The organism is Halomonas citrativorans (assembly GCF_014898005.1).
Taxonomy (GTDB): Bacteria; Pseudomonadota; Gammaproteobacteria; order Pseudomonadales; family Halomonadaceae; genus Vreelandella; species Vreelandella citrativorans.
The window spans coordinates 118,289-142,332 of sequence record NZ_JABUYX010000004.1 but is presented as its reverse complement, the minus strand read 5'-3'; the positions used below and the strand labels follow the sequence as shown (position 1 = coordinate 142,332).

The following is a 24,044-nucleotide window of genomic DNA, read 5'->3' as shown; positions in this document are numbered from 1 at the left end:
GTTCATTCCCCTTATAAGCCGCCGACGCAGACGTATTTCAATTCAGTAAATTCATCGAGACCGTGATGGGAGCCTTCACGGCCAAGGCCAGACTCCTTCACGCCGCCAAACGGCGCCAGCTCGGTCGAGATCAAGCCTTCATTAACGCCAACCATGCCGTACTCAAGCGCTTCCATGGTGCGCCAAATACGGCGGTAGTCAGTGGCGTAAAAGTAGGCTGCCAAGCCAAACGGCGTATCGTTGGCCATCTGGATGGCCTCTTCATCGCGCGTAAACCGGAACACGGGCGCGACGGGGCCAAACGTTTCTTCATCGGCCACGGCCATGGCGGTGGTCACATCGGCGAGTACCGTAGGCGTAAAGAAGCGCTCGCCGGCTGCATGAGGCTCGCCGCCGCACATAAGGCGGGCGCCATTGTGCATAGCGTCGTCCACGTGGTGCTGCACTTTATCGACCGCGGCCTGATTGATCAGCGGACCAATCACGCTGCCGTCTGCCAGACCATCGCCTACTTTCAACGCTTTCACGCGCTCGGTGAGCTTACTGATGAACGCATCGTAAATGCCGTCCTGGACCAGAAAACGGTTGGTGCACACGCAGGTTTGCCCGGCATTGCGGAACTTGGAAGCGATAGCACCGTCCACCGCAGCGTCCACATCGGCATCGTCAAACACGATAAACGGCGCGTTGCCGCCCAGCTCCATGGCGGTCTTCTTCACGGTGCTGGCGCACTGGGCCAGCAGACGCTTGCCCACCGGCGTGGAGCCGGTAAACGACACCTTACGCACGCGTGGGTCGGTGGTCAGCACTTCGCCGACTTCTGCGGGTTTGGAGGCGGTCACCACGTTGATGGTGCCCGCGGGCAGGCCCGCTTCCAGCGCCAGATAAGCCGCCGCCAGTGCGGTTAAGGGCGTCGCTTCAGCGGGCTTAATCACCACGGTGCAGCCGGCGGCAAGAGCCGGGGCGCACTTGCGGGTAATCATTGCCAGCGGGAAGTTCCACGGCGTGATCGCAGCAACAACGCCGACCGGCTCACGCAGTACTAACAAGCGCTTGTCGGCGCCGTGGCTAGGCAGGGTTTCCCCGGCCATGCGCTTGGCTTCTTCAGCGAAAAACTCGATAAACGAGGCGCCGTAAGTGACTTCACCCTTGGCCTCTACCAGCGGCTTGCCCTGCTCAAGCGTCATCAAGCGGGCGAGATCATCGGCGTGCTCGATGATCAGTTCGAACCAGCGACGCAGCAGGGCTGAGCGCTGCTTGACCGGGGTGGCGCGCCAAGCGCTACCTGCTTCATAAGCAGCGGCGACCGCATCACGGGTATCTTCCGCGCCAAGCTCTGCCACACGGGCGATGGTTTCGCCGGTGGCAGGATTATCCACGGCAAAGGTCTCTGTGCCCTTGCGCCACTCGCCGCCTACCAGGGCGGGGACGGCTTCGTGCAACCACTGTTCGATAAAGCTCATGCAATGCTCCTGTGAATGTCGTAGGACGGCTTACAGATCCGCCATCATGTGTCGGTCGCTATAGGCGCGGCCATAGGTGAAGAGCGCATGGATATACAGCGCGATGCCCAGTACCGACCAGCCAGCGAAGATGCTCCACTCTGCACCACTCAACGCGGCCGGGCTGCCCGGCAAGTAGAGACAGGCCATGCCGAAGGACAGAATGATGGCCAGGGTGCCGCAAAGCTTGCCGTGACGGATGCGGAACGGTCGCGGCATATCCGGCTCGCGAACGCGCAGCACCATAAAGGAGATGGCTACAAAGAGGTACGCGATCACGATGCCTAGACCTCCGGCGTTAACGATCCACACTAGCGCCGGGCGGCCGAAGAATGGCGCGATGCAGGAAAGAAAGCCCATCAGAAAGATAGCATTGGTAGGCGTTTTATAGCGTGGATGCAGCTTGCCAAAGGGGGCCGGCAGCATGCCGGCTTTAGCCAGCGCATAGATGGCCCGCGAGCCGCCAATGTAGAACGCGTTCCAACTGGTAATGATACCCGCGATACCGGCCATGACCATCAGATTGCTGGCCCAGGGAGCGTTAAATAGCGCGCCCATGGCGTCCGGTACACTTAAGGAGCTTGCGGCAAGCTCAGAACTGTCAAGCGCAAGGCTGGTCGCCAGAATGATCAGCGCATACCACACGACCGCCAGAATGACCGAGAGCATCAGCACCTTGCCGATGGCCTTATAAGGCAGATTGATCTCTTCTGCGGCCTGGGGAATCACGTCAAAACCCACAAACAGAAAGGGCACCATGACCAGCACTGCAATGATTCCGGCTACGGTACCGTTATCGCCATGGGCAAAAAGCGGCAGCATGTTGATGGTTTCGCCTTCAAACAAGGCACCGGTCACAAACATCACGCCTGCCAGGAGAATCATGCCGGTAACGACTTTCTGTACCAGCGAGGCGGTAGTAACGCCAAAGTAGTTGATCAGCATCATGGCAAGCGAGCCACCCACACCTACGGCCACCCAGGTGGCTTTTACTTCCCAGCCGGCAATCGTCCACAGGTGCCCGACGGCGTAGTTAGGCGCTAAGTGTTCGATAACCGTGGGCAGTGCGACGGCTTCAAACGCCACCACGCTTAAGTAGCCAAGAATGATCGCCCAGGTGCATAAAAAGGAGGGCAAATGACCCAGAGCGCGATAGCTATAAACGTGCTCGCCGCCCACTTTGGGCATGGCGGAGGCGAGTTCGGCGTAGGTCAGGCCCACGAGTACAATGGCTAAACCGCCCACGATAAAGGCTAGAATAGCGCCCAAGCTGCCAGCCGATTGAATCGCCGTGCCGGTAAGAACGATCCAGCCCCAGCCAATCATGGCTCCAAAGGCGAGTGCCAATACATCGCCACGGGCGAGTACCCGTACGAGCTTATCCTGTTCAGAAGAGGGAGTGTTCATGGCAAGATTCCTGCAGGTTATTGGATGTTGTCGTTGGCGCTCTATGGCGCAGTATCCTGATGCCGTTTCAACGGTATCTAAACACGCTAGCAGGCTGGACGCAGAACGCGTACACACCACTTTCGTGTTTGACTAGACCACTTTTCACGCGCACCAGCTTGGTGCGCAATTGACTCGCGTTAATCGTTTGAAAGCTTGCGCTATTAGGGCTTTTGGAGGAGGTAAAGGAGCTTTTCATGGAGCGTGAACAGGTCGTGCACCAACTTGTGCATCTTTATGCACTCCAGCCCGAACGGCTAAGCAAGCAGGTGCGTATCGAACAGACACTGCGCTATGCGATTACCCAGGAGTGGCCTGCGGGGATGCGCTTACCGGCTCACCGCAAGCTAGCGGAAGGCCTAGGTGTCGCCCGTCAGACACTGGCATTAGCGATCAATACGCTACTTAACGAAGCCTTGCTTAAAACGGCCCACGGCCAAGGCACCTGGTCCCGCAAACCAGCAACCAAACCTGCTGTTTTTACTCAGGAGCGTCCACTTTCCCAACGCGCACAGAAAGTGCTCCAAGGCCCAGGAGCCAGCCTTATCCAAAGCGGGGCTTTTGTGCCCGGCATCCCGGATATCGCCCAATTCCCCATGCGTAAGTGGCGCCAGCTGTATGCCAGCGTGACCGTGCCGCAAAACGCTTTGCTGCTCTCCTACTCGACCGGCGGCTATGGGCCGTTAAAGCGTGCGATACGTGATTTTCTGGAACGCTGGCGCAATATTCGCTGCGACATTGATCAAATTATTATTACCGATGGTACGCACAACGGTATTGAACTGTGCGCCATGGCCTTGGCGGATGTTGGGGATACCGTGGTAATGGAATCGCCCTGCTACTGGGGGGCACGCAACGTATTTACCGCCGCGGGTTTAAACATTGAAATGTTGCCGTGGCAGCCCGGCCAGGGCCATAGCCTGCCCGCAACGTCTGGCCCTGTGCAGCTTACTTATCTCACTGGCTCCCACCACTATCCGCTCAGTGTGCCTACCAGTGCCCACGACAAGCAGCGCCTATGCGATGCATTAGCGCCTGCGTACATCATTGAAGATGATTACGAGTTCAGCCGCGACGACCATACCAATCTGCTGTTTGATCCACAGTCTGAGCGTCACTTTTTGGTTGGCTCTTTTTCCAAAATGATGTTCCCCGGACTACGGCTGGGCTATTTGGTAGTACCGCGTCAACTATCCGAACCCATGAATCGTCTGCGTAGCGAGCTGTTTCGTGAGGGGCGCATGCTGGACCAGGCGGTGCTTGCCCAGTTTATCTTCGATGGTGATCTTGACGCTTGGTGCCGCCGTATTCAGCGCGACTACCTAGGCCGCCAGCAGGTGATGCATGATCAACTGCGTACCTTGCCGCAAGTGAAGCGTATTTCACCGCCCAGTAGTGCCATCAGCCTGTGTGTAGAATTTGAACCGCCTATTGATGACGTACAGCTTGCCCAAGCGCTGCTTAAGGAGCATTTGATCGTGCGTCCTTTAAGTCCGGTATGCGCCGCGAATGATTCACGCGCTGGCTTGGTAATGGGAGTGGGTATGCTTTCAGGTGAAACGCTGGCCCGCGAGGCGCAGCGGCTGCGCCGCTGTCTGGAAAACCTGTTACCCTAGCCGCTTATAAAAGCCTGATATTAATAATCATAAAAAAGTCAGTGACGACAATATTATCCACAAGGAACTCATCATGCTGCGCCCTGTTGATAGTTTTTCCGCTGCGACTTTATCTTGGTGCATAATATTACGCACCTGGGGACTGGTAGGCATCGTTCTGCTGCTCTCTGGCTGTGCGACCTTTGCCCCCAACCCACCACAAGACCAGAGTAATATTTGCGAAATTTTCCGCGAACAGCCCACCTGGTACGACTACGCGCGCGACTCTCAGGAGAAGTGGGGAACACCCATTGCGACACAAATGGCGTTTATTCAGCAGGAGTCTTCCTTTAAAAGCCACATTCGTCCTGACCGCAAGTATTACCTGGGCTTTATCCCCGGCCCCCGCCCCTCTTCGGCAAAAGGTTATGCCCAAGCGCAAGACCCGGTATGGGGAGAGTACCGGGAGCAGGCAGGTAGCTTGTTTGCGCGCCGCACCAGCATGAAGCACGCCACCGACTTCATCGGCTGGTACAACCACCGATCTCAGCAACAAGCTGGCATTTCATTAACCAATCCTGAGCATCTCTATTACGCCTACCACGAGGGCGCAGGCGGGTATCGACGTGGCACGTACCGAAATAAGCCTCAGGTAATCAACGCAGCACGGCAAATCGTCACTCGCACAAACCGTTATCAATCCCAGCTCAATGCCTGTGAAGCCGAGTTTCAATGCCGCCGCTTTTATCAAGTCTGGCCCTTTTGCCGTAGCTAAGAAGTTTTATTATGTCCCTACTAATCGGTTCGTTCTTTGTTTTTGTAGTTTTTTTTACCTCGATGTTATCGGGTATCTTCGGCATGGCGGGCGGGCTGGTACTGATGTGGTTTCTGCTGCTCGCGTTCCCGGCGGCCAGTGCCATGGCCGTGCATGGGGCCATTCAACTGACCGCTAACGGGTCGCGGGCATGGTTATCGCGGCGGTTTATTGTCTGGCGAACGGTCGCGTTTATGACGCTAGGCGTAATAAGCGCCGCCGGGCTACTGATGCTGCTCGGCTATAGTGCTAATGCCGCCACGGTGTCACTGTTAATTGGCTTGATGCCCATTCTGGTGTGGATGCCCAAACGTTGGTTCCATCTCAACGCCAACCGAACGAGCCACGCACTGCTTTGCGGCATGGCATCGGGTGGGTTAACCATTGCCGCTGGGGTGTCCGGACCACTGATCGATATCTTCTTTGTACGCTCTCGAATGGACCGTCGTGAAGTGGTGGCCACTAAAGCAATGATTCAGGTGGTCGCCCATAGTATTAAGATTCTCTTCTACCTGAGTGCTGCGTTGGCACTGGGCGCTGGGGATTGGGGCATGGTATTGCTGGCTGCGCCGTTGGCTATCCTGGGCACTCAAGTAGGGACACATGTGTTACATCGCCTTACCGATGCCAACTTCCGTACATGGACACGCTGGATTGTGACCGGTATTGGCATTTTCTATTTTGCCCAGGGGGCATATTTGTTGAGTCAGTAAATTGACCGTTCCGGCGTGAGTACATTAAGGCGCATACCATTTATTGACACCTCCATTAACTGGCGCTATCGTCTCGATAGATGAAAATGAGAAACACTCTCTTTCTCTTATCGACGACTTGTTGACGAAGTGCAGGCAAATGACATGACCAGTGAGCAGCGACAGCTTCGCCAAACTCTTGGGTTCTTACGAACCTCGTTCGAGGCGATTCAACACTCAATTGCAGGCCGCCTAAACGACCCGCTGCCCTGCTGGCTGGATACAGGGATGCTTTCGATGCTGGCCGGAGAACTTAACCGCTGCTGCAAAGAGGCCAAACCGCTATTTTCCCCTCAGGTAGTTGAGCAAATTTTTCTCGCCGCCCAACAGTGCGAGCTACTGCTGAAACAGTGCCCTGGTGTACTCAGTAGCGCTATCTGCCACCGGCAGTTAGCCGCGATTATGCTCCCGCTCAACAATGCCCTTCAGCTAATCGTCATGCCTCCTAAGCGGCGCTGGCCTTGGCAACGAGATTGAGTACATCACTACTCAGACACTTCATTAGTCCGCCACGCTGTTAATCGACTGCGCCATCAATGAGTCATTCAAACCCCATCTTTATCAAGGTGGGGTTTTGTTTTGTGCCTGGTGGCCTCATAACAAACCACACAGAAGAGTGGTTGGCGCTTACTAGTAAACTGGTCTATTCTGTCATCACTTTGAAGCAGTGCACGCAACAGGAGTTAGCTGAATGGCATTTGAAGCACTTTTTACCCCGGCCCAACTCGGTAGTCTGTCGATTCCTAACCGCGTCATCATGGCGCCGCTCACTCGCGCACGCACACCGGATAGCGTGCCTGGCAAACTGCAGCAAGCCTACTATGGGCAGCGGGCTGGTTCAGGCCTGATTATTAGTGAAGCAACCAATATCTCTCCCACTGCCCGTGGTTACGTCTACACCCCAGGCATTTGGACCGATGAGCAGGAAGCGGGCTGGAAGGAGGTCGTCAACACGGTGCATGCCAAAGGTGGCCGAATTGCTCTGCAACTTTGGCACGTTGGGCGTGTTTCCCACGAGATGGTGCAACCCAATGGCGAACAGCCGGTCGCGCCCAGTGCGCTTAAAGGTGAAGGCGCCCAGTGTTTTGTTGAGTTTGAAGACGGTAGCGCAGGCCAGCACCCCACCAGCACACCGCGCGCGCTGGAAACCGACGAGATCCCCGGCATTGTGGATGACTACCGCCAAGCGGCGGTGCGTGCCAAGCGTGCGGGTTTCGACATGATCGAAGTGCACGCGGCCAATGCGTATTTGCTGAATCAGTTCCTGGCCACCGGCACTAACCAGCGTACCGACCAATACGGTGGCTCGCTGGAAAACCGTGCGCGCTTCCCGCTGGAAGTGGTCGATGCCGTTGTTGGCGTATTTGGCGCTGACCGAGTTGGCATTCGTATGACGCCGTTTATCGAGCTGTTTGGATTAACCGACGACGAGCCTGAAGCGATGGCGCTCTATATGGCGGATCAGCTTTCCAAGCGTGGCCTTGCCTATTTGCATCTTAACGAGCCTAACTGGGCCGGTGGCGACATTCAGTTCCCTGACGGTTTTCGCGAGCAGATGCGTGAGCGCTTTAGCGGCAGCCTGATCTACTGCGGTAACTATAACGCCGAACGTGCCGAGGCCCTGCTCGATTCAGGTAATGCGGAAGCCGCCGCCTTTGGCCGTCCGTATATCGCCAATCCCGACCTGGCTGAGCGTTTTTATAAGAACTCACCATTGAATGAGCCTGATCACGCCACCTTCTACGGTGGCGACGAGAAAGGCTATACCGATTACCCATTTATGGATAACGGTTATGATCGTATTGGTTAATATGCCGACGTAAATTGCGTGTTCATAACAGCAAAAAGCACCACTTGTGTGGTGCTTTTTGCATATATCTTAGTGCTAGAACGCTGTTAATATACAAATTCTGGTTACCAGTTCACTTAAACGTCATAACTACCGCTGCTTTTTAAACAGGTTTGAATGCCGATGGATAATAATAACACCACTGTATTACTACTTTCTGTGGCCTCATTGCTACTGGCTGGCATTGCTACCGCTATTTTTATCTACATTGTGGTGCCTTGGCATAAGCGTCGGCGCGCCCGCGCTATCGCACGCAAAATAGCGGCTAAAGCCGCCGCAACCCCGCCAACGCCTGAACCTATCGTTGAGCCAGAAGCAGCAGCTAAGCCCGCCCAAACGTTTAAACAGCATTCGCTGTTTATTCTTTTTAATCAGCCGGGAGAGAGTACTGACCAGCGTTTGGCCGAGTGGCTGAAAAGCCATAATGCCCAGTACGATTCGCTCAAGCACGTGTTTTTGATTAGTGGCCAACAGCCTGCCAACCCCATCACCGTCACGAATGCTTTTTTGCCGGGTGAGCTGCCCGACTTGTACCGGGATGAGCAAGGCACTGAAGCGGTTCGGGGTATCAGCTTGATCGTTAAACCACCGCTGCACAAACGCCGTAATCAGCAGATGCACGTGTATGTGGAGCTTGCCAAAGAAGTAGGCAGCCTTTTAAACGCGGATGTATTGGATATCCACCACCAGCCGGTAACGGAAGCGACCTACGCCACCATTATCGGCTGATGAGTTCACGCTCAATACCTTAGCCGTTGATGAGTGCGCTGTTTACACCACGCCCTGGCTGCGCAGGTAATCGTCATAGCTGCCGCTGAAGTCGACAATGCCGTCGGGCTGCATATCGATAATACGTGTGGCGAGCGACGACACGAACTCGCGGTCGTGGCTGACAAACATCAGCGTACCAGGATAGTTTTCCAGCGCCAGGTTTAGCGCCTCAATGGACTCCATATCCAGGTGGTTGGTCGGCTCATCCATCAGCAGTACATTGGGGTTGGTCAGGGTTAACTTGCCAAACAGCATGCGCCCCTGCTCACCACCGGAAATGACCTTGATGGACTTTCCAATATCGTCGCTTGAGAACAGCATGCGCCCCAGCGCGCCGCGTACGACCTGCTCGCCACCCTGGGTCCACTGTCCCATCCACTCGAAGAGTGTCATATCGACGGCAAAGTCGTCGGCATGATCCTGGGCAAAGACGCCTACTTCGGCCGCATCGGTCCACTTCACTTCGCCTTTATCGGGGCGCAGATCACCTGCCAGGGTTTTCAGCAGGGTCGTTTTGCCTATACCGTTGGGGCCGATGATCGCAATACGCTCACCGGCTTCGACGGTCATGGAGAAGCGCTCAAACAGCGGCGCACCGTCATCGTAGCCTTTGGTAATCGCGTCAACATTGACCGCATTACGGTGAATCTTCTTGTTCTGGTCAAAGCGGATAAACGGACTTACCCGGCTGGAAGGCTTGATGTCTTCGAGCTTGATTTTATCGATCTGGCGCGCCCGCGAGGTGGCCTGCTTGGCTTTCGAGGCGTTCGCCGAAAAGCGGCTAACAAACTGTTGAAGCTCAGCAATCTGGGCTTTTTTCTTGGCGTTATCCGAGTGCTGACGCTCACGCGCGGCAGTTGCTGCCGTCATGTAGTCGTCATAGTTACCCGGGAACAGAGTGATCTCACCATAATCCAGGTCCGCCATATGCGTACATACGCTGTTCAGGAAGTGGCGGTCGTGAGAGATGATAATCATGGTGCTGTTACGCGCCGTCAGAATATCTTCCAGCCAACGGATCGTGTTGATATCCAGGTGGTTGGTAGGCTCGTCGAGCAGCAATACATCAGGGTCTGAAAAGAGTGCCTGGGCAAGCAGCACGCGCAGCTTCCAACCGGGAGCCACTTCACTCATTGGGCCGGTATGCTGCTCGATGGGAATCCCCAAGCCCAGAAGCAATTCACCGGCACGGGATTCGGCAGTGTAGCCATCCAGCTCAGCGAAACGCACTTCCAGGTCGGCCACGGCCATACCATCTTCTTCGCTCATTTCCGGCAGGCTGTAGATACGTTCGCGTTCCGCAGCAACCTTCCAAAGTTCGGTATTGCCCATGATCACGGTGTCGATGACCCGCTCATTCTCATAGGCGAACTGGTCCTGGCGCAGCTTGCCCAGCCGCGTGCTGTTATCCAGCATGACCTGGCCGGAGGTTGGCTCAAGCTCGCCACCCAGAATCTTCATAAAGGTCGACTTGCCGCAACCGTTAGCGCCAATCAGCCCGTAGCGATTGCCGTTGTTGAATTTGACGGAGACGTTCTCGAACAGAGGCTTGGCCCCGAACTGCATGGTGATATTGGCGGTTGCGATCAAGATGGTGACCCTGGTTAGCGGAGTAATTGCGCGTACAAAGGCTCGCGATTCTACGCGCTCTTGGACAACGTTACACCCTTCGCCTAACGCAGTGTGCTACCGGGCGCGGGCAGCTCCAGCAGAAAGCGTTGCCCATCAATCGCTTGGCATAGCCGAGAGTGCAAAATATCGACAATACCGGAATGTTCACCGACCAGCCTTGTGGCCACAACATTAAGCGCAGGGTGACGCTGTTGAGCGTCCTGGCAAATCTCGGCAATATCACCCTCTTCTCCTGCATGCCTGCCCGGCGAGAGAAACAGCATCGCCAGAACGACCGGCCCATCGTGAAAATCGGGATTATTCAGCAGGTTTTGCAACAGCGGCTCGTTAAAGCGATACGCCTCACCTTCACGCCGTTCCATGGACGCTGCGGCCACGCAAGCAACCTCATCCGCTAACAGCACGCTCAACTGCCCGGCCAGCCGATTGCGCACGGCCGTAACTTCAGGAATAGGGCTGCCATGGTCGACAAGCGCAACCCGGGGGCGCGTATCGTTAAGATGCTCGCGTACGTTGTCAGCCAACAGCCTGGCCAGCCGCAGATCGTTATCCCCCCGTTCGTCCACCAACGGCTGGGCAACTCGCGCACTCACGTTAGGAAAGCGCGCTTGTAGGGTCGCCATACGTTCGGGTAGATAGTCGGTCAAGGCCTTGCTTGGCCCAAAAAAGAACGGCAAAACGATGATCTCGGTAGCCCCTTGCTCCGCGCTGCGCTCGGCGGCTGGCCCAAGGGTAAGTGCGGGAGTGCCCCCTAGTTCATCAGCCGGGATTTTATGGGAGTGGAGCAGTGACGCGGCGCACACCGTCTCGCCTGTTTGTTGGCTGAGCAAGGCCGCTATACGGCGTAAATTGCGGGTGGCGGCCGGGCGTAATGAGCCATTATCGACCAGAAAAATAGCGCGCATGAGTGCTCCAGGGGAGAGTACCCGATCATGTTACCATGGCATTTTAAACCACGTGACGGGGCCCATGTTGATCGATACTACTGCCATCAACCAGCAGCGCCACTGCTTCGATGCAGATGCGGAAATCTGGATTTTCGGGTACGGATCGCTGATCTGGAAAGCGGACTTTCCCTTCCTGGAAAAACGCAGTGCTTATATTACCGGTTGGGAGCGCCGCTTCTGGCAGGGTTCCCATGATCATCGTGGCACGCTGGAAGCGCCTGGTCGCGTGGTCACTCTCACGCCTGTCCCAGGGGCTATTTGCCACGGCATGGCCTACCGCATTACTCCCGAGACGTTAGCGCCGTTGGATCACCGTGAGAAAAATGGCTACTTGCGCGAGTTAACGCCCCTGTTTTTTACGGACAATGTTACGGACAGTGACTCAAGCACTAACGAGGGTGATCAAGCGCAAACGCAAGGGCTGGTGTATCTGGCAACCGACGATAACCCCGCCTTTCTGGGCCCAGCGCCGCTTGATGATATGGCCCGCCAGATTGCTCACGCGTCTGGCCCTAGCGGCCCCAACCGTGACTACCTGGTTAACCTGGCCCAGGCACTGCGGCATTTAAACGTCGATGATGCGCATATTTTCGCGTTGGAGCAGCAGTTAAACCGCCTTTAGTTGCACTATCAATCGTACGGACACTACCAATAGCGCGGATAGCGGCGATGGCGTGCCAGGTTATTAACCAAAATTGCGATCGCCAGCATCACCACGCTGCCCATACCAATAGGAAGCAGCGGGTACCACCAGCCCAGATTATGCACACTGGCACCGCCACCTACCGCAATAAGCGCCGCAGCAGCGCCGGGCGGATGCACCGTATGGGTTAATTGCATAATCAGAATGGAAAGCGATACCGAAAGCGCCATGGAAAGAGGCGTTGCCCCCAAAAGCTGGTAACAGCCCACCCCAATACACGCTGACAGGACACTGCCAAACAGCACATGGCTGGGCTGCGCAAACGGACTTTCCGGTGCGGCATAGATCAGTACCGACGTTGCCCCAAACGAACCCACAATCAGCAACTGCTGGGAAAGCCATGCCGAGCTTAACCAGCAAATCACCGCCATACCGGTAAATGCGCCCAACCATGACCATACAGCATCCTGCCAACCTACCCGATTGCGCTGAATACGTTCGCCCCGCATTTTGCCAAGATACGTTTTCATCTCGCTCTCATTGCACTAAAGAAGTGCGAAATGATGGCAAATTGCACCAAATAGGCAAATGATAAATGGTCATAGCGTTATGAATACGTTTCAAAACATTAACGAGTGAAACGATTAACGCCATTAATACAGATACTTAGCAAGCTTACTTAAGCATCTTAATACTGAGACTGATTACATAATGAGCCAAGAAAGAATAAATAGCGCCAACAAAATCCGTACAATGGCGCCAAACAGTGACCCGCGCAGCAGCGCTCGTACACCACCCCACAATAGATAAAGCCCTATGATTAACACCAGAAGGCTAAAAAATGACGCGTTGATCCCCAGCGAACGACTGAGCCCATCGACAAACTCTTCAAGGGCACCGAAGAAATTGGTAAAAATAGCCAATAGGAACTCAACCACCGTACGAATTGCATCGCCGATGGTTTCCCCCACCCTGTCAAAAAAACCATTTGCCTGCATGCAATATCCCCAAACGTAACCATCGTGTTGGTTGGCATTGTCAGCTAAAACCCAGCAACGGGCAAAATAATGCGCTCGGCACATGCACATACCAACGACGTTGAGTCGCTGGCTGTGCTCTTATCTAGCCAGGCTGGCCGCGAAGATACAGAGTCAAATAGCCATTAAGCCTTCAAGAAGCCAAGCGAAACAGGCTACATTAGGACTGAATCTATTGTGTCCGCCCAATAAAGGAGTCTTCGCAATGCCCAGCGTTTTAATTACCGGTGCAACATCCGGCTTTGGTAAGGCCGCCGCCCAGCGTTTTGCAAAAGCAGGCTGGTCATTGATTTTGACAGGCCGCCGGGAAGAGCGCTTGAAAGCGCTTGAGAGCGAGCTTTCACAGCAGGTGCCGGTATTAACCCTGACACTTGATGTACGCGATAGCGACGCGGTCACCAACGCTATCAGCAATTTACCCGAGCGCTTTTTGCCGCTCACCTGCTTGATCAATAATGCAGGCCTGGCACTGGCGCCCGAGCCTGCGCAGCAGGTCGACCTCAACGACTGGCATACCATGATTGATACCAACATCACCGGGCTGGTCAACGTCACTCACGCCGCGATGCCATTGCTACTGGCGCATGGTAAAGGTGCCAGCATCTTGAATCTTGGTTCTGTAGCAGGCCAGTGGCCTTACCCTGGCGGCCATGTATACGGCGCCTCCAAAGCGTTTGTTCAACAGTTTAGCTACAACCTGCGCTGCGATTTATTAGGCACTGGCGTACGGGTTACCGACCTTGCCCCGGGCCTGGCGGAAACCGAATTCACCCTGGTGCGCACGAAAGGCAATCAGGAAGCCTCCGATGCTCTGTATCGCGGTACTACACCGCTTCAGGCCGAAGACATTGCCGAGCAGCTCTACTATCTCGCCACGCTGCCCGCGCATATTAATATTAACCGCCTGGAAATCATGCCCGTGCGCCAGGCATGGTCGCCGCTTAATGTTGACCGCGACCCTGTATAACATCGCAATCCACTAACACGCGTCTGCTTTTTATGCTGCTGCACGGGTGATACAACGCTTCTCCTTCACCAGTATTCACTCGTACAGCAGCCCTTTATTAGGCTTCTCTGCCTGTCCTTTTTTGCTGGCTAACCCGCTATTCTCACGCGCTTTTCTCCAAGCCTTCACCTTATGTCTACCCCTGCCACGCTTGACCTAAATATTTTAAACCTCTATTTGTTATATATAACAAGGCGCCTAATAAATTTCTCTACGCCGTCAAGCGTGCCCTGCCAAGGGACCGCCCATCCAGAGGTCGATGTGCATGAATGTGAACATGACGTTTCTTCAAGGGCTACTCTCCAATATCAGTACGCGTACACGTCTCTTGGGTAACGCGTCTAACACCGCACAAAGCAGTGGTGCGCACTTGCAAGCTCTCTCATCAGCCTGTGCAACGCTGATGGAGCGTGGCGGTGAAGCCTCCCAGATAATGACCGCCCAGCGTGCGCTCACTCATTATCAGCAGTTGGCGCCTGAAGAGAGACTGGCGTTCTTTTCGCTGCTGGCCAGCGACTATTCCGCTGAGCCTAGCGCCATCCATAGCGCCTACAAAGCGTACTGTGCGTCGGAGGATAACGCCGCGCTGGAACAACTGTTTAACGCTTGTGAACCGCGTCGTCAGGATTTATTGCGCCGTTTGAACCTTTGCCCAGGCGGCACCTTCGAGCTGGTCAAGATGCGTGCCGACTTGCTCAAGCAATTGCGCCATATGCCAGAGCTTGCCGCGCTCAACAGCGACTTCTCGCATCTGTTTAATTCCTGGTTTAACCGGGGGTTTCTGGTGCTGGAAAGCATCGACTGGAATACGCCCGCCGCCGTGTTGGAAAAGCTCATTCAATACGAGGCGGTGCATGCCATCAGCGACTGGCGCGACCTGCGCCGCCGCCTTGATCCAGATGATCGCCGCTGTTACGCCTTTTTCCACCCGGCCACCGGCGACGAGCCGCTTATTTTTGTGGAAGTGGCGCTTTGTAAAGGTATCCCCGACAACGTTCAGCGTATTTTGGAACATGGCGAAGAAGTGCCGCTGGAGGTAGCCGACACTGCGGTGTTCTACAGCATCAGCAACTGTCAGGCAGGACTTAAAGGGGTGTCGTTCGGCAACTTTTTGATCAAGCAAGTCGTACAGGAGCTTAGCCGCGAGCTGCCGCAGTTGAAGAACTTTGTCACGCTTTCGCCGGTACCCGGTTTCGCCGACTGGCTCGCCGAGCAGCGTGCCTCGCAGTCACTGGTACTGTCAGAGACGCTAGGCACCTTTTTACAGGACCATGAAGCAACCGAGCTGCCCGCCGCCGCGCATAAAGAGTTCATGCGCCTGGCCGCCTATTACTTAACCGAGGCCAAGCACCGTAGTGGCCAACCGCTCAATCCGGTCGCGCGTTTTCATTTAGGCAATGGCGCCAGCCTTCATCGGCTGAATTGGCTGGGTGACACCTCATCCAAAGGGCTGCAACAGGCCCACGGCCTGATGGTTAACTACCTCTATCAGTTGGAGCGTATTGAGCAAAACCACGAAGCCTATACTCGCAACCATAGCGTGGTATGTGCCAATGACATTCGCCGTTTAGCCAATCAGGCAGGCCAGTATTTCAACAGTGAAGCGAACGCCTAACAGCGAGCGCTTTGGATAATAAAAAGGACCCTTTCATGAACCACAATCTTTATCTCAAGTTCTATCCGCATTTTGAACGTCAGTCCAATAAGGTGCTGATGGATACGCTCAACGGCAAGCGCTACCGGTACAGCGATGTTCTCGCTACCAGTCGAAAAATGGCCAGCACCCTGCTTGAGCTGGGCGTTTCACCGGGCGACCGAGTGGCCGTACAGGTCGACAAAAGCCCTGAGATCGTGATGCTGTATCTTGCCTGCCTTCAGGTCGGCGCGGTGTATTTGCCACTGAATACCGCCTATACCGACAGCGAAATCGCCTACTTTCTGGAAGATGCCGAGCCACACGTTTATGTTTGCCGCCCAGAGGTGCTGCAACATGCCCGCGCTATCGCCAGCGGCGTTGCCCATGTAGAAAGCCTGGGCACCAACGCCGACGGCAGCCTGATGGAGAAGGTCGACAAGGCCTCCGAAACCGAACAGGTGTGCGAGGTGTCGGCCGACGACCTGGCGGCCATCCTGTACACCTCGGGGACCACCGGGCGCTCCAAGGGCGCCATGCTAAGCCACCAGAACCTGGCCTCCAACAGCCAGGCGTTGAGCGAGGCGTGGCACTATTCCGAGCACGATCATCTGATCCATGCCCTGCCGATTTTCCATACCCATGGGCTTTTTGTAGCGTGCAACATTACGCTAATCAACGGCGCGTCAATGACGTTCCTACCCAAGCTGGACGTGGATGAGCTGCTTGATCTGATGCCCCATGCCAGCGTGCTCATGGGCGTACCCACTTTCTATACCCGCCTGCTCGCTTCGCCGCGTTTAAACCGCGATATCGTTGCCAATATGCGCCTGTTTATTTCGGGCTCGGCGCCGCTGCTGGCGGAAACCCATGAAGCGTTTGAAGCACGTACCGGCCACGCCATTCTTGAGCGTTACGGCATGACCGAAACCAACATGAACACCTCCAACCCCTACAATGGGAAGCGTCGGCCAGGCACCGTGGGCAAGCCCTTGCCGGGCGTAGAAGTACGGATTGCCGACCGCGAAAGTGGCGCCGCACTTGCCCAAGGGGAAACCGGCATGGTTGAGCTACGCGGGCCTAACGTTTTTCAGGGCTATTGGCGCATGCCCGAAAAGACCAAGGCGGAGTTTCGTGATGACGGCTTTTTCATTACCGGCGATTTAGGCCTGATGGATGACCAGGGCTACCTGAATATCGTGGGCCGCGATAAGGACTTGGTGATCTCCGGCGGCTACAACGTCTACCCGAAAGAGATTGAGCAGTTAATTGATGACCTGCCCGGCGTAATGGAGTCGGCCGTTATTGGTGTGCCTCATAGCGACCTTGGCGAAGGGGTCGTCGCCGTGGTGGTCCCCAGTGCTTCAGACGCCATTAGCGAAGCACTGGTACTGGCCGCGCTGAAGGACCAGGTAGCACGCTACAAACAGCCCAAGCGGGTTTTCTTTGCCGATGCGCTCCCTCGCAACGTTATGGGCAAAGTGCAGAAGAATCAGTTGCGTAACACCTACGCTGACACCTTTAAAAAGGAGCACACCGCCGCTAACGCTTGATGCTGGATCCCGCGCCGCAGGGGAAGGGCTAAGCCCTGACTGCGGTTAAAGAAAGCTTCATACAACAACGATAAAACAGGAAGATTGCCATGGTGATTTACGGAGTTGCCCTGCTCGCAGGGTGTATGTTGGGTGGTCTATGGGCTGGTGATGTGCTGGGTATGCTGCTTGGCGTCAATTCCAACGTAGGCGGCGTCGGTATTGCCATGCTGATGCTGATTTTTCTGGGCGGCTACCTGATGGACAAGGGAAAAATGCCCAGCGGTACCGAAAGCGGCATCACCTTCTGGAACGGTATGTATATCCCCATTGTGGTGGCCATGGCGGCGAGTCAAGATGTTGCCGCTGCCTTCGATGGTGGGATGATCGCGCTCCTGGCAAGCCTGGTGGCCGTTGCCGCAAGCTTTGCATTGGTGCCCTTTCTCACTCGTCTCGGTCATCCGAAATCCTCATCCACGACAGCGGTTGCGTCTGCTTCAAGCGCCAGTAAGGCCAGTAAGTCTCGGGTCAAAACCTCTTCATCTTCTCCGGCGTCTGCGCGCACGCGCACGGCCCGCTAACCTGAGGCTATCGTTATGATTGAATCGTTCGTCACTCAGCTCGAAAAACAGCATCTAATCGCCGCCTTTGCGCTGGTAGGCGGTGCGATGTATATCTCTTATCTGGTCAGCGACAAGCTGACCAAGGGCCGCGTTCACGGCTCAGCCATTGCGATTATGGTGGGCCTGGCACTCGCTTACTTTGGCGGCATTCATACCGGTGGTAGCCGTGGGCTTGCCGATATCAGCCTGTTTGCAGGGCTTGGGCTAATGGGTGGCGGCATGCTGCGCGACTTGGCCATTATCGCCACAGCTTACGGGGTGCGCTTCCAAGAAATTCGCGCAGCGGGCCTTAGCGGTATCATCGCACTGTTTTTGGGCGTTATTGTGTCCTTCGTAGCGGGTGTTGCCGTGGCTTACGCATTTGGCTATCGGGACCCGGTCTCGCTCACCACCATTGGTGCCGGTACCGTCACCTACATTGTTGGCCCCATTGCCGGCGCCTCCATTGGCGCCTCTTCCGACATTATTGCGCTTTCGATTGCAGCAGGCCTTTTCAAATCGATTCTGGTGATGGTGCTGACTCCCATCGCAGCCCGCCATATCGGTCTGGACAACCCGCGCTCTGCGATGATCTTTGGTGGCTTGATGGGTACCACTAGTGGCGTAGCAGCGGGTTTAGCTGCCACCGACCCGAAACTGGTGCCTTACGGCGCGATGACGGCCACTTTCTATACCGGGCTAGGCGCACTGCTTGCCCCTTCGGTGCTGTACCTTGCTGTGCGCGCCGTTTTTTAAAGGCGTATCTAGCTGGCGATGGGCAACCGTTTGCGGCTGAAGGCCGTTAGCCCGACCAATAGCGCCGTGGTGGTAAAAATCGCCACGGCGCTCATCGCCATTCCCACTCCCGGTGAGCCCTGCTCGAATTGTCCAAATACGAATGTCGATACGGTGCTCATGCCTGCCGGCGCCACCATCAGTGATGCCACCAGCTCTCTGGAAGCGATGGCAAACACCAGCAGCATGGATACCAGAAGACTCGGCGCCAGCGCCGGCAGCAAGATACGCCGAAATGTCGTGACAAACCCGGCACCACACACTCTGGCAGCTGCTTCCAGGCTCTCCCCCATCTGCCGGAAAGCCGCACTGGCATAGCGCACAGGGTAAGGAAGCAGCAGGCACGCATACGCCAGCAGCAGCATCGCCCCGGTGTTGTACACCTGAATGGGCCAATGGCTCTGGTTCCACGCCAGAATCAAACCTACTGCGACAACGACCCCAGGCAGGGTGTTGGGCAGCAACGACAGTAAATCGAGCATCCCTTTGCCACGTACTTGAGCGCGCACCACCATATAGCCAACCAGGGCTCCCAATACACCTGTGAGCAAAGCGGCACCAACGGCCAGGCTCAAGCTCGTTCCCAATGCCTGCATGGCACCGCCACGATTGGCAAACAGCGCCTCGAAGTGGCGTAGCGACAGGTTATCCAGCGTAAGCCCGCCCGACAGCGTTCCCGTCAGCGCTGTCGCCAATACGGCCAGCAGGGGGACGGCAACCGAGATAAACGCCACGGCTGAAAAAAGCACTAAGGTCGGCCATTTCCATTTTCCAAGCTCGGCGCGCTCCCCCGTCGCTGGCTTGCCGGTCTGGCTGATAAACGAACGCCGCGTTACCAGCCAGTGCTGGACGTAGAAGGCGGCCATCGCCAGCATCACAAGCAACAGTGACAGCACGGCAGCGCCGGGGATATCGATTGGCCAGTCGGAAAAGCGCTGATGAATCCCGGTCACCAAAACGTGATAGCCCGCCTGAGCGCCCAGCGTGGCTGGCGTGCCGAACTCCTCAATCGTGAGTGCAAAAACCAGCAGTAGGCTGGCCGCAATACCGGGCGTCGAGAGTGGCAGCGTGACGCGCCAAAGCGCCTGCCACTTGCCTGCCCCACAAACGCGGGCGGCCGACGCGTAGCGCCCACCCACACTCATCATAGTGCGCGAAACGGCAAAATAGACCACGGGAAAGACGTTCAGAACCATCACGAACACAATGCCGTAGAAAGAGAATAGAAAATGGCTCGCTTCGATACCCATTAACTGCTGCGCATAGCCACGCGGCTGAAGCGTCAACATCCAGGAGAGCGCTGCGATATACGGTGGAATCATAAACGGAATCAGAAAAATCAGATCCCAAATAGCGCCGCCCGGCACACGGGTAAGCGCCCGCAGCGCGCCAAGCGGTATGGCCAGCACGGCACAGGCCAAGACCACGGCAAGGCCCAGCCGCAGCGTATTGCCCAGCAGTTTAAGCAGTGCAGGGTCGACAAGCGTTGGCACGAACAGTGTAAAAGCACCAGAGAGATCACCGCGCGACCATAGCGGAAAAATGGCCTGCAAAACGATATACAGTAGCGGCAAGCCCACCAATAAAAGCAGTATCAGCACCGTGAGCAACAGCACGATGCCTGCCCCGTCCAAACGGGGCAGGTTGAGGGCTTTGATCGACTTCATCACCCGCCCGTCAGCCCACGAAAGCGTTCCAGAATGACGTCACGCTGCTCGTTCATTGCTTCGCTATCGATATCAATCAGCGTCAGCTCATTCAGCGTCGGGCGCTGTGCTTCGATATCGTTACGTGCTGGCATCAGGTAGCTTTCAGCAACCCGCTGCTGGCCTTGATCAGAGAGCACAAAATCGATGAACTGCTCGGCCTCATGTTGCATAGCGCTGGACTCAAGAATCATCATCGGGCGCGGCGCGATAACCGTACCACTTTCGGGGAAAATGACTTCAATCGCCTCGCCGCTTTCCTGTTGGGTAAGCGCAATATAGTCGACGGCGCCAAACACAACAGACTTGGCGCCCTGCAATACGGGGTTAAGCGCGCGCGCATTAGGCCCGGGCACCACCATACCGTTGTCCATCAGTGCCTCCAGCAACGACCACGTTGCGTCTTCTCCCGTCGCCGTCAAAAGGCCGGCCACCAGCTCAAAAGCAGCTCCCGACTGAGCGGGATCAGGCATAGTTACCTGGTCGGCGTAAGCCGGGTCAGTCAGATCAGACCAGTCGCTGGGTGGCGGCGTATCACTATTTTGGTTCCAGACCAGCGACAGCGCCGAAACGCCTTGGGCGACGTAGTCATCCGCCTGCAGGAAATCAGGCACAGTGGCCGCATTAGAAGATCGATAAGCGTGCAAGAGACCATCTTCCGAAAGCGACGTAGCGCTATCCCAAGAGGCAGAAATGACGACATCTGCCAACGGATTGGCACGCTCGGCTTCCAACCGGGCCATTACCTGGCCTGTCGTACTTTGAAACACATTCACATCGATATTGGTTTGCTCGGTAAAATCGGCCGCCAGACGTTCAATCAGCGAGTTCGGCCCTGCCGAGTAGATCGTCAACGCCTGAGCATGAGCTTGACTACCCAGACTAAAAATTGCGGCGCCCGTAAGCGACACCAGCGCAGAGCGGGAAAGCAATCGAGAAAGCATGCGACATTCCTTATAGTGGGATAAATGTGTTAGCAAAGCTCCGCAGCATGCAGAGGGGAACAGGAAAGCGCCTCGCCAGTGGGTAGCCAGGCGCGTAGTGATGCGACGTCTACCGTCAGGCCAACGGATTCCGATGGCACCAGCGTGCCATGTACGCGCAGTTTTATATGGGTATGTTGATTAAGCGACAGCGTTAGTGCGGTGTGGTCGCCCTGAAACAGCCGACCTTTTACCTTGGCAATCACGTCAGCCTGAGTTGGCGACGTCAGTGTAAGTGCCCGGCGAGGTAGCAGAAGGCGTGCCGGGCCGGTGTAATCACGGTGAGCCATGACGCGTAACGTTTGGCCAGCAACATGAAAGCCATCTGCATCGAAGTGTCCATCAAGCACCGCACCGGCATCGATAAACGCGGCAATCGAGGGGGTAGCGGGCGCTTGATAAAGCGCTTCCGGGGAGGCTACCTGTTGCAAACGCCCCTCTTGCAACACTGCCACCTCATCAGCCAGGGCAAAGGCTTCGTGCTGATCGTGGGTGACAAAAACGGCCGTCAGGGCGAGCTCTTCTATCAGGGCTCTGATTTCCAGCGCCAGATTGTCGCGAAGCCCTTTATCCAGATTGGAGAGCGGCTCATCCATTAGCAAAAGCCTGGGCTTGGCCACGATGGCGCGTGCCAGAGCAACGCGTTGCTGCTGCCCGCCGGAGAGCGACCCCGGCTGGCGGTCGGCATAGTCGCCAAGGCCGACCAGCGACAGCGCCCAGGCTACCTGCTCTTCGCGCGCTTTAGGGTTAACACCTTGCATTTCCAGAGGAAACGCTACGTTTTGCGCCACGCTCATATGCGGCCAGAGCGCATAATCCTGAAAGACCATGCCGAGCTTTCGATCGTTGGGGCTCAAATGACACTGAGGCTGAGCCACAAGCTGCCCATTCAGGGAAATATGTCCGCTATCGATGCCGGTTAGCCCAGCGATACAGCGCAGTAATGTCGTTTTACCACAGCCAGAGGGGCCTAGCAGGGCCAGCACTTTGCCGCACGATAGGTGAAGGTCGATACCATCCAGCGCTTTTTTATCACCAAACGATTTCTGCAAACCTTCAATAGCAAGCGCAGGAATGGGCATAGGATTAGCACCGTCATCAAAGGAAATTATCCTAACCAAAAATGATGACAGTCGTTTGACAGCGGCAATGACCGTTAAAGCGGCACCAATGTCTCTAACGCTTCACGGCAAAGGTGCTGCGTTAACTCGGTTAGCAGGCGGCCTCCGCTGCGCCAATAGTGCCAGTAAAGAGGCACATCAATAGCACGCCCCGGCATCAATTCCACCAGCGTGCCTTTAATCAATTCATCTCGCACTTGAAGCTCTGGCACCATCCCCCAGCCAAGCCCGCTTTCCATTAGCCGTACAAAGCCCTCTGAAGAGGGGCATAGGTGATAATCAAACCCTCCCGTTACGCCAAGTTCCGCCAAAAAACGATGCTGTAGCTGATCATCGTTTCCAAACACGATTGCCGGTGCGCGGGCCAACGCCTGGGCATTGATGCCTTCTGCCAAGTAGCGGTGGACAAAGGCCGGGCTTGCCACGGCAAGATAAGGCATGGCACCTAACGCTACGCTGTTGGCACCCGCAACCGGGCGTTCGGCAGCACAGACACATCCCGCTACTTCACCAGCACGCATGCGCTTTAGTCCTACCTCCTGGTCCTCCACCACCAGCTCCAGCAACACGTTCTGGTTGGTACAGAAATCCCCCGCCGCTGATGCCCACCACGTCGCCAGGCTATCGGCGTTAATCGCCAAGCGCAGGCGTTCCGGTACGGCCTCACTTAATACCGGCACCTGCCCCTTTAAGTCGCGTTCAAGTAAGCGCACCTGCTGCACATGGTTAAGCAGTTGGCGTCCTACCTCGGTGGGCGCAGGCGGTGTGGCACGCACCAGAACGGGCTGACCAATACGCGCTTCAAGCAGCTTGATCCGCTGGGAGATAGCTGACTGCGATAACCCCAGCACCTGCGCGCCTCGCTCAAAACCACCCTGCTCTATGACGGCGGCCAGCGCCGCCAATAATTTGTAATCCAGCAATCACTTTTCCTAATGAGACATCAGCATTATTCGTTTTTCTTATACAGGTAATCTCTGCACACTGGCCAGCGATATTCATAACAGGAAAGAGAGCATGTGGCAGAGTTACAGCAATGGCCTGCTGGTCGGGATGGGGTTAATCATGGCGATTGGCGCTCAAAATGCGTTTGTGCTTTCGCAAAGTCTGCGCCGCGAACATCATATTCCGGTCGCTCTGCTGTGCATTGTTTGCGATGCCGTGCTGGTGACTGCTGGCGTGTTTGGTTTGGCGAACCTGCTGGCTCAGAATCCCCTTCTATTGGCCATTGCTCGCTGGGGTGGCACTGCGTTTCTGCTTTGGTACGCAAGTCAGGCACTACGCCGTGCCTGGCGCCCTAACGGGCTTGAGGCAGGCGGTACGCCCCCACGCTCTCTTGCTGCGGTCATACTGGCGACACTCGCGGTAACGCTGCTCAACCCGCATGTTTATATTGATACCGTATTGCTGATCGGCTCACTCGGTGCTCAGCAATCTATTCCCGGCGCCTATGCCATGGGGGCTGCCAGTGGCTCAGCACTCTGGTTTACGGCCCTGGCACTAGGCGCTGCCTGGCTGGCGCCTTGGCTGTCACGTCCCTTTACCTGGCGGCTAATCGATATCGGGGTTGCGATGATGATGTTGACGATTGCTGTCCAACTGATGATGGGTGGGCTGTAACCCATCCATAGTATGAGGGTTTTAAACTTTTAACGTAGATTAATACCACTTTCTAAAA

23 protein-coding genes are annotated in these 24,044 nt (G+C 55.9%); 13 read left to right on the top strand and 10 right to left on the bottom strand.

What is annotated here, in order from left to right; all coding sequences use genetic code 11:
• Positions 1-11 precede the first annotated feature (11 nt).
• Positions 12-1,463 (bottom strand): NAD-dependent succinate-semialdehyde dehydrogenase, encoded by a 1,452-nt coding sequence (locus INT20_RS07060; protein WP_192528238.1) that lies wholly within the window; start codon positions 1,461-1,463, stop codon positions 12-14.
• A gap of 30 nt (positions 1,464-1,493) precedes the next feature.
• Complete coding sequence (locus INT20_RS07055; RefSeq protein ID WP_192528239.1) at positions 1,494-2,909, bottom strand: APC family permease; 1,416 nt, start codon at positions 2,907-2,909, stop codon at positions 1,494-1,496.
• A 236-nt stretch (positions 2,910-3,145) separates the two neighbouring features.
• Here INT20_RS07055 and INT20_RS07050 point away from each other — a divergent pair, with 236 nt between their 5' ends.
• The 6 genes from INT20_RS07050 (at position 3,146) to INT20_RS07025 (ending at position 8,687) form a co-directional block, all read left to right on the top strand.
• Positions 3,146-4,564 (top strand): aminotransferase-like domain-containing protein, encoded by a 1,419-nt coding sequence (locus INT20_RS07050; RefSeq protein WP_087110930.1) that lies wholly within the window; start codon positions 3,146-3,148, stop codon positions 4,562-4,564.
• A 73-nt stretch (positions 4,565-4,637) separates the two neighbouring features.
• Positions 4,638-5,318 carry a transglycosylase SLT domain-containing protein gene (locus INT20_RS07045; protein ID WP_192528240.1) on the top strand — a complete coding sequence of 227 codons (681 nt, stop codon included), beginning with the start codon at positions 4,638-4,640 and terminating at the stop codon, positions 5,316-5,318.
• A gap of 11 nt (positions 5,319-5,329) precedes the next feature.
• Positions 5,330-6,070: a sulfite exporter TauE/SafE family protein gene (locus INT20_RS07040; RefSeq protein ID WP_192528241.1), complete on the top strand. Its 741-nt coding sequence runs from the start codon at positions 5,330-5,332 to the stop codon at positions 6,068-6,070.
• Between the two features lie 144 nt (positions 6,071-6,214).
• On the top strand, positions 6,215-6,586 hold the full coding sequence (locus tag INT20_RS07035) for a hypothetical protein (protein WP_192528242.1): 372 nt from the start codon (positions 6,215-6,217) through the stop codon (positions 6,584-6,586).
• Between the two features lie 214 nt (positions 6,587-6,800).
• Entirely contained in the window at positions 6,801-7,919 is a 1,119-nt protein-coding gene (locus INT20_RS07030) for an alkene reductase (protein WP_192528243.1), read from the top strand.
• Positions 7,920-8,081: 162 nt separating this feature from the next.
• Positions 8,082-8,687, top strand: coding sequence for a cell division protein ZipA C-terminal FtsZ-binding domain-containing protein (locus tag INT20_RS07025; protein WP_192528244.1), 606 nt, complete (start codon positions 8,082-8,084; stop codon positions 8,685-8,687).
• A gap of 42 nt (positions 8,688-8,729) precedes the next feature.
• Here the strand turns inward: INT20_RS07025 and INT20_RS07020 are convergent, their stop codons facing one another.
• Positions 8,730-10,319, bottom strand: a complete 1,590-nt coding sequence (locus INT20_RS07020) for an ABC-F family ATPase (RefSeq protein WP_192528245.1) — start codon at positions 10,317-10,319, stop codon at positions 8,730-8,732.
• An 83-nt stretch (positions 10,320-10,402) separates the two neighbouring features.
• Positions 10,403-11,266, bottom strand: coding sequence for a sirohydrochlorin chelatase (locus INT20_RS07015; RefSeq protein WP_193054691.1), 864 nt, complete (start codon positions 11,264-11,266; stop codon positions 10,403-10,405).
• A 64-nt stretch (positions 11,267-11,330) separates the two neighbouring features.
• On the opposite strand from INT20_RS07015, the gene INT20_RS07010 reads away from it, so the two are divergent.
• Entirely contained in the window at positions 11,331-11,930 is a 600-nt protein-coding gene (locus tag INT20_RS07010) for a gamma-glutamylcyclotransferase (protein WP_172117873.1), read from the top strand.
• Positions 11,931-11,953: 23 nt separating this feature from the next.
• On the opposite strand, the gene INT20_RS07005 is transcribed toward INT20_RS07010, so the two are convergent.
• Together INT20_RS07005 and INT20_RS07000 are read right to left on the bottom strand one after the other, a co-directional pair.
• Positions 11,954-12,481: an HPP family protein gene (locus INT20_RS07005; RefSeq protein WP_172117872.1), complete on the bottom strand. Its 528-nt coding sequence runs from the start codon at positions 12,479-12,481 to the stop codon at positions 11,954-11,956.
• A 174-nt stretch (positions 12,482-12,655) separates the two neighbouring features.
• On the bottom strand, positions 12,656-12,949 hold the full coding sequence (locus tag INT20_RS07000; protein ID WP_172117871.1) for a hypothetical protein: 294 nt from the start codon (positions 12,947-12,949) through the stop codon (positions 12,656-12,658).
• A gap of 244 nt (positions 12,950-13,193) precedes the next feature.
• Here INT20_RS07000 and INT20_RS06995 point away from each other — a divergent pair, with 244 nt between their 5' ends.
• The 5 genes from INT20_RS06995 to madM all read left to right on the top strand — a co-directional run bounded on the left by INT20_RS06995 (position 13,194) and on the right by madM (position 18,517).
• On the top strand, positions 13,194-13,955 hold the full coding sequence (locus tag INT20_RS06995) for an SDR family NAD(P)-dependent oxidoreductase (protein ID WP_172117870.1): 762 nt from the start codon (positions 13,194-13,196) through the stop codon (positions 13,953-13,955).
• Between the two features lie 316 nt (positions 13,956-14,271).
• Positions 14,272-15,609: a malonyl-CoA decarboxylase gene (locus INT20_RS06990; protein WP_172117869.1), complete on the top strand. Its 1,338-nt coding sequence runs from the start codon at positions 14,272-14,274 to the stop codon at positions 15,607-15,609.
• Positions 15,610-15,644: 35 nt separating this feature from the next.
• Positions 15,645-17,180 (top strand): malonate--CoA ligase, encoded by a 1,536-nt coding sequence (locus INT20_RS06985; protein WP_193054692.1) that lies wholly within the window; start codon positions 15,645-15,647, stop codon positions 17,178-17,180.
• Positions 17,181-17,269: 89 nt separating this feature from the next.
• On the top strand, positions 17,270-17,740 hold the full coding sequence (gene madL / locus INT20_RS06980; protein WP_193054693.1) for a malonate transporter subunit MadL: 471 nt from the start codon (positions 17,270-17,272) through the stop codon (positions 17,738-17,740).
• A 15-nt stretch (positions 17,741-17,755) separates the two neighbouring features.
• The gene (gene madM, locus INT20_RS06975) at positions 17,756-18,517 is read left to right on the top strand and encodes a malonate transporter subunit MadM (RefSeq protein WP_193054694.1); all 762 of its coding nucleotides are present in this window, start codon (positions 17,756-17,758) and stop codon (positions 18,515-18,517) included.
• Between the two features lie 8 nt (positions 18,518-18,525).
• Here the strand turns inward: madM and INT20_RS06970 are convergent, their stop codons facing one another.
• From INT20_RS06970 to INT20_RS06955, 4 genes are all read right to left on the bottom strand, one after another.
• Positions 18,526-20,223 carry an ABC transporter permease gene (locus tag INT20_RS06970; protein WP_087110902.1) on the bottom strand — a complete coding sequence of 566 codons (1,698 nt, stop codon included), beginning with the start codon at positions 20,221-20,223 and terminating at the stop codon, positions 18,526-18,528.
• Complete coding sequence (locus INT20_RS06965; RefSeq protein ID WP_176372234.1) at positions 20,223-21,206, bottom strand: ABC transporter substrate-binding protein; 984 nt, start codon at positions 21,204-21,206, stop codon at positions 20,223-20,225. The genes INT20_RS06970 and INT20_RS06965 overlap by 1 nt, the downstream gene beginning before the upstream one ends.
• Before the next feature lie 29 nt (positions 21,207-21,235).
• On the bottom strand, positions 21,236-22,327 hold the full coding sequence (locus tag INT20_RS06960) for an ABC transporter ATP-binding protein (protein WP_193056669.1): 1,092 nt from the start codon (positions 22,325-22,327) through the stop codon (positions 21,236-21,238).
• A gap of 74 nt (positions 22,328-22,401) precedes the next feature.
• Complete coding sequence (locus INT20_RS06955) at positions 22,402-23,289, bottom strand: LysR family transcriptional regulator ArgP (protein WP_193056668.1); 888 nt, start codon at positions 23,287-23,289, stop codon at positions 22,402-22,404.
• A 94-nt stretch (positions 23,290-23,383) separates the two neighbouring features.
• On the opposite strand from INT20_RS06955, the gene INT20_RS06950 reads away from it, so the two are divergent.
• Complete coding sequence (locus tag INT20_RS06950) at positions 23,384-23,986, top strand: LysE/ArgO family amino acid transporter (RefSeq protein WP_193056667.1); 603 nt, start codon at positions 23,384-23,386, stop codon at positions 23,984-23,986.
• Positions 23,987-24,044: the final 58 nt, after the last annotated feature.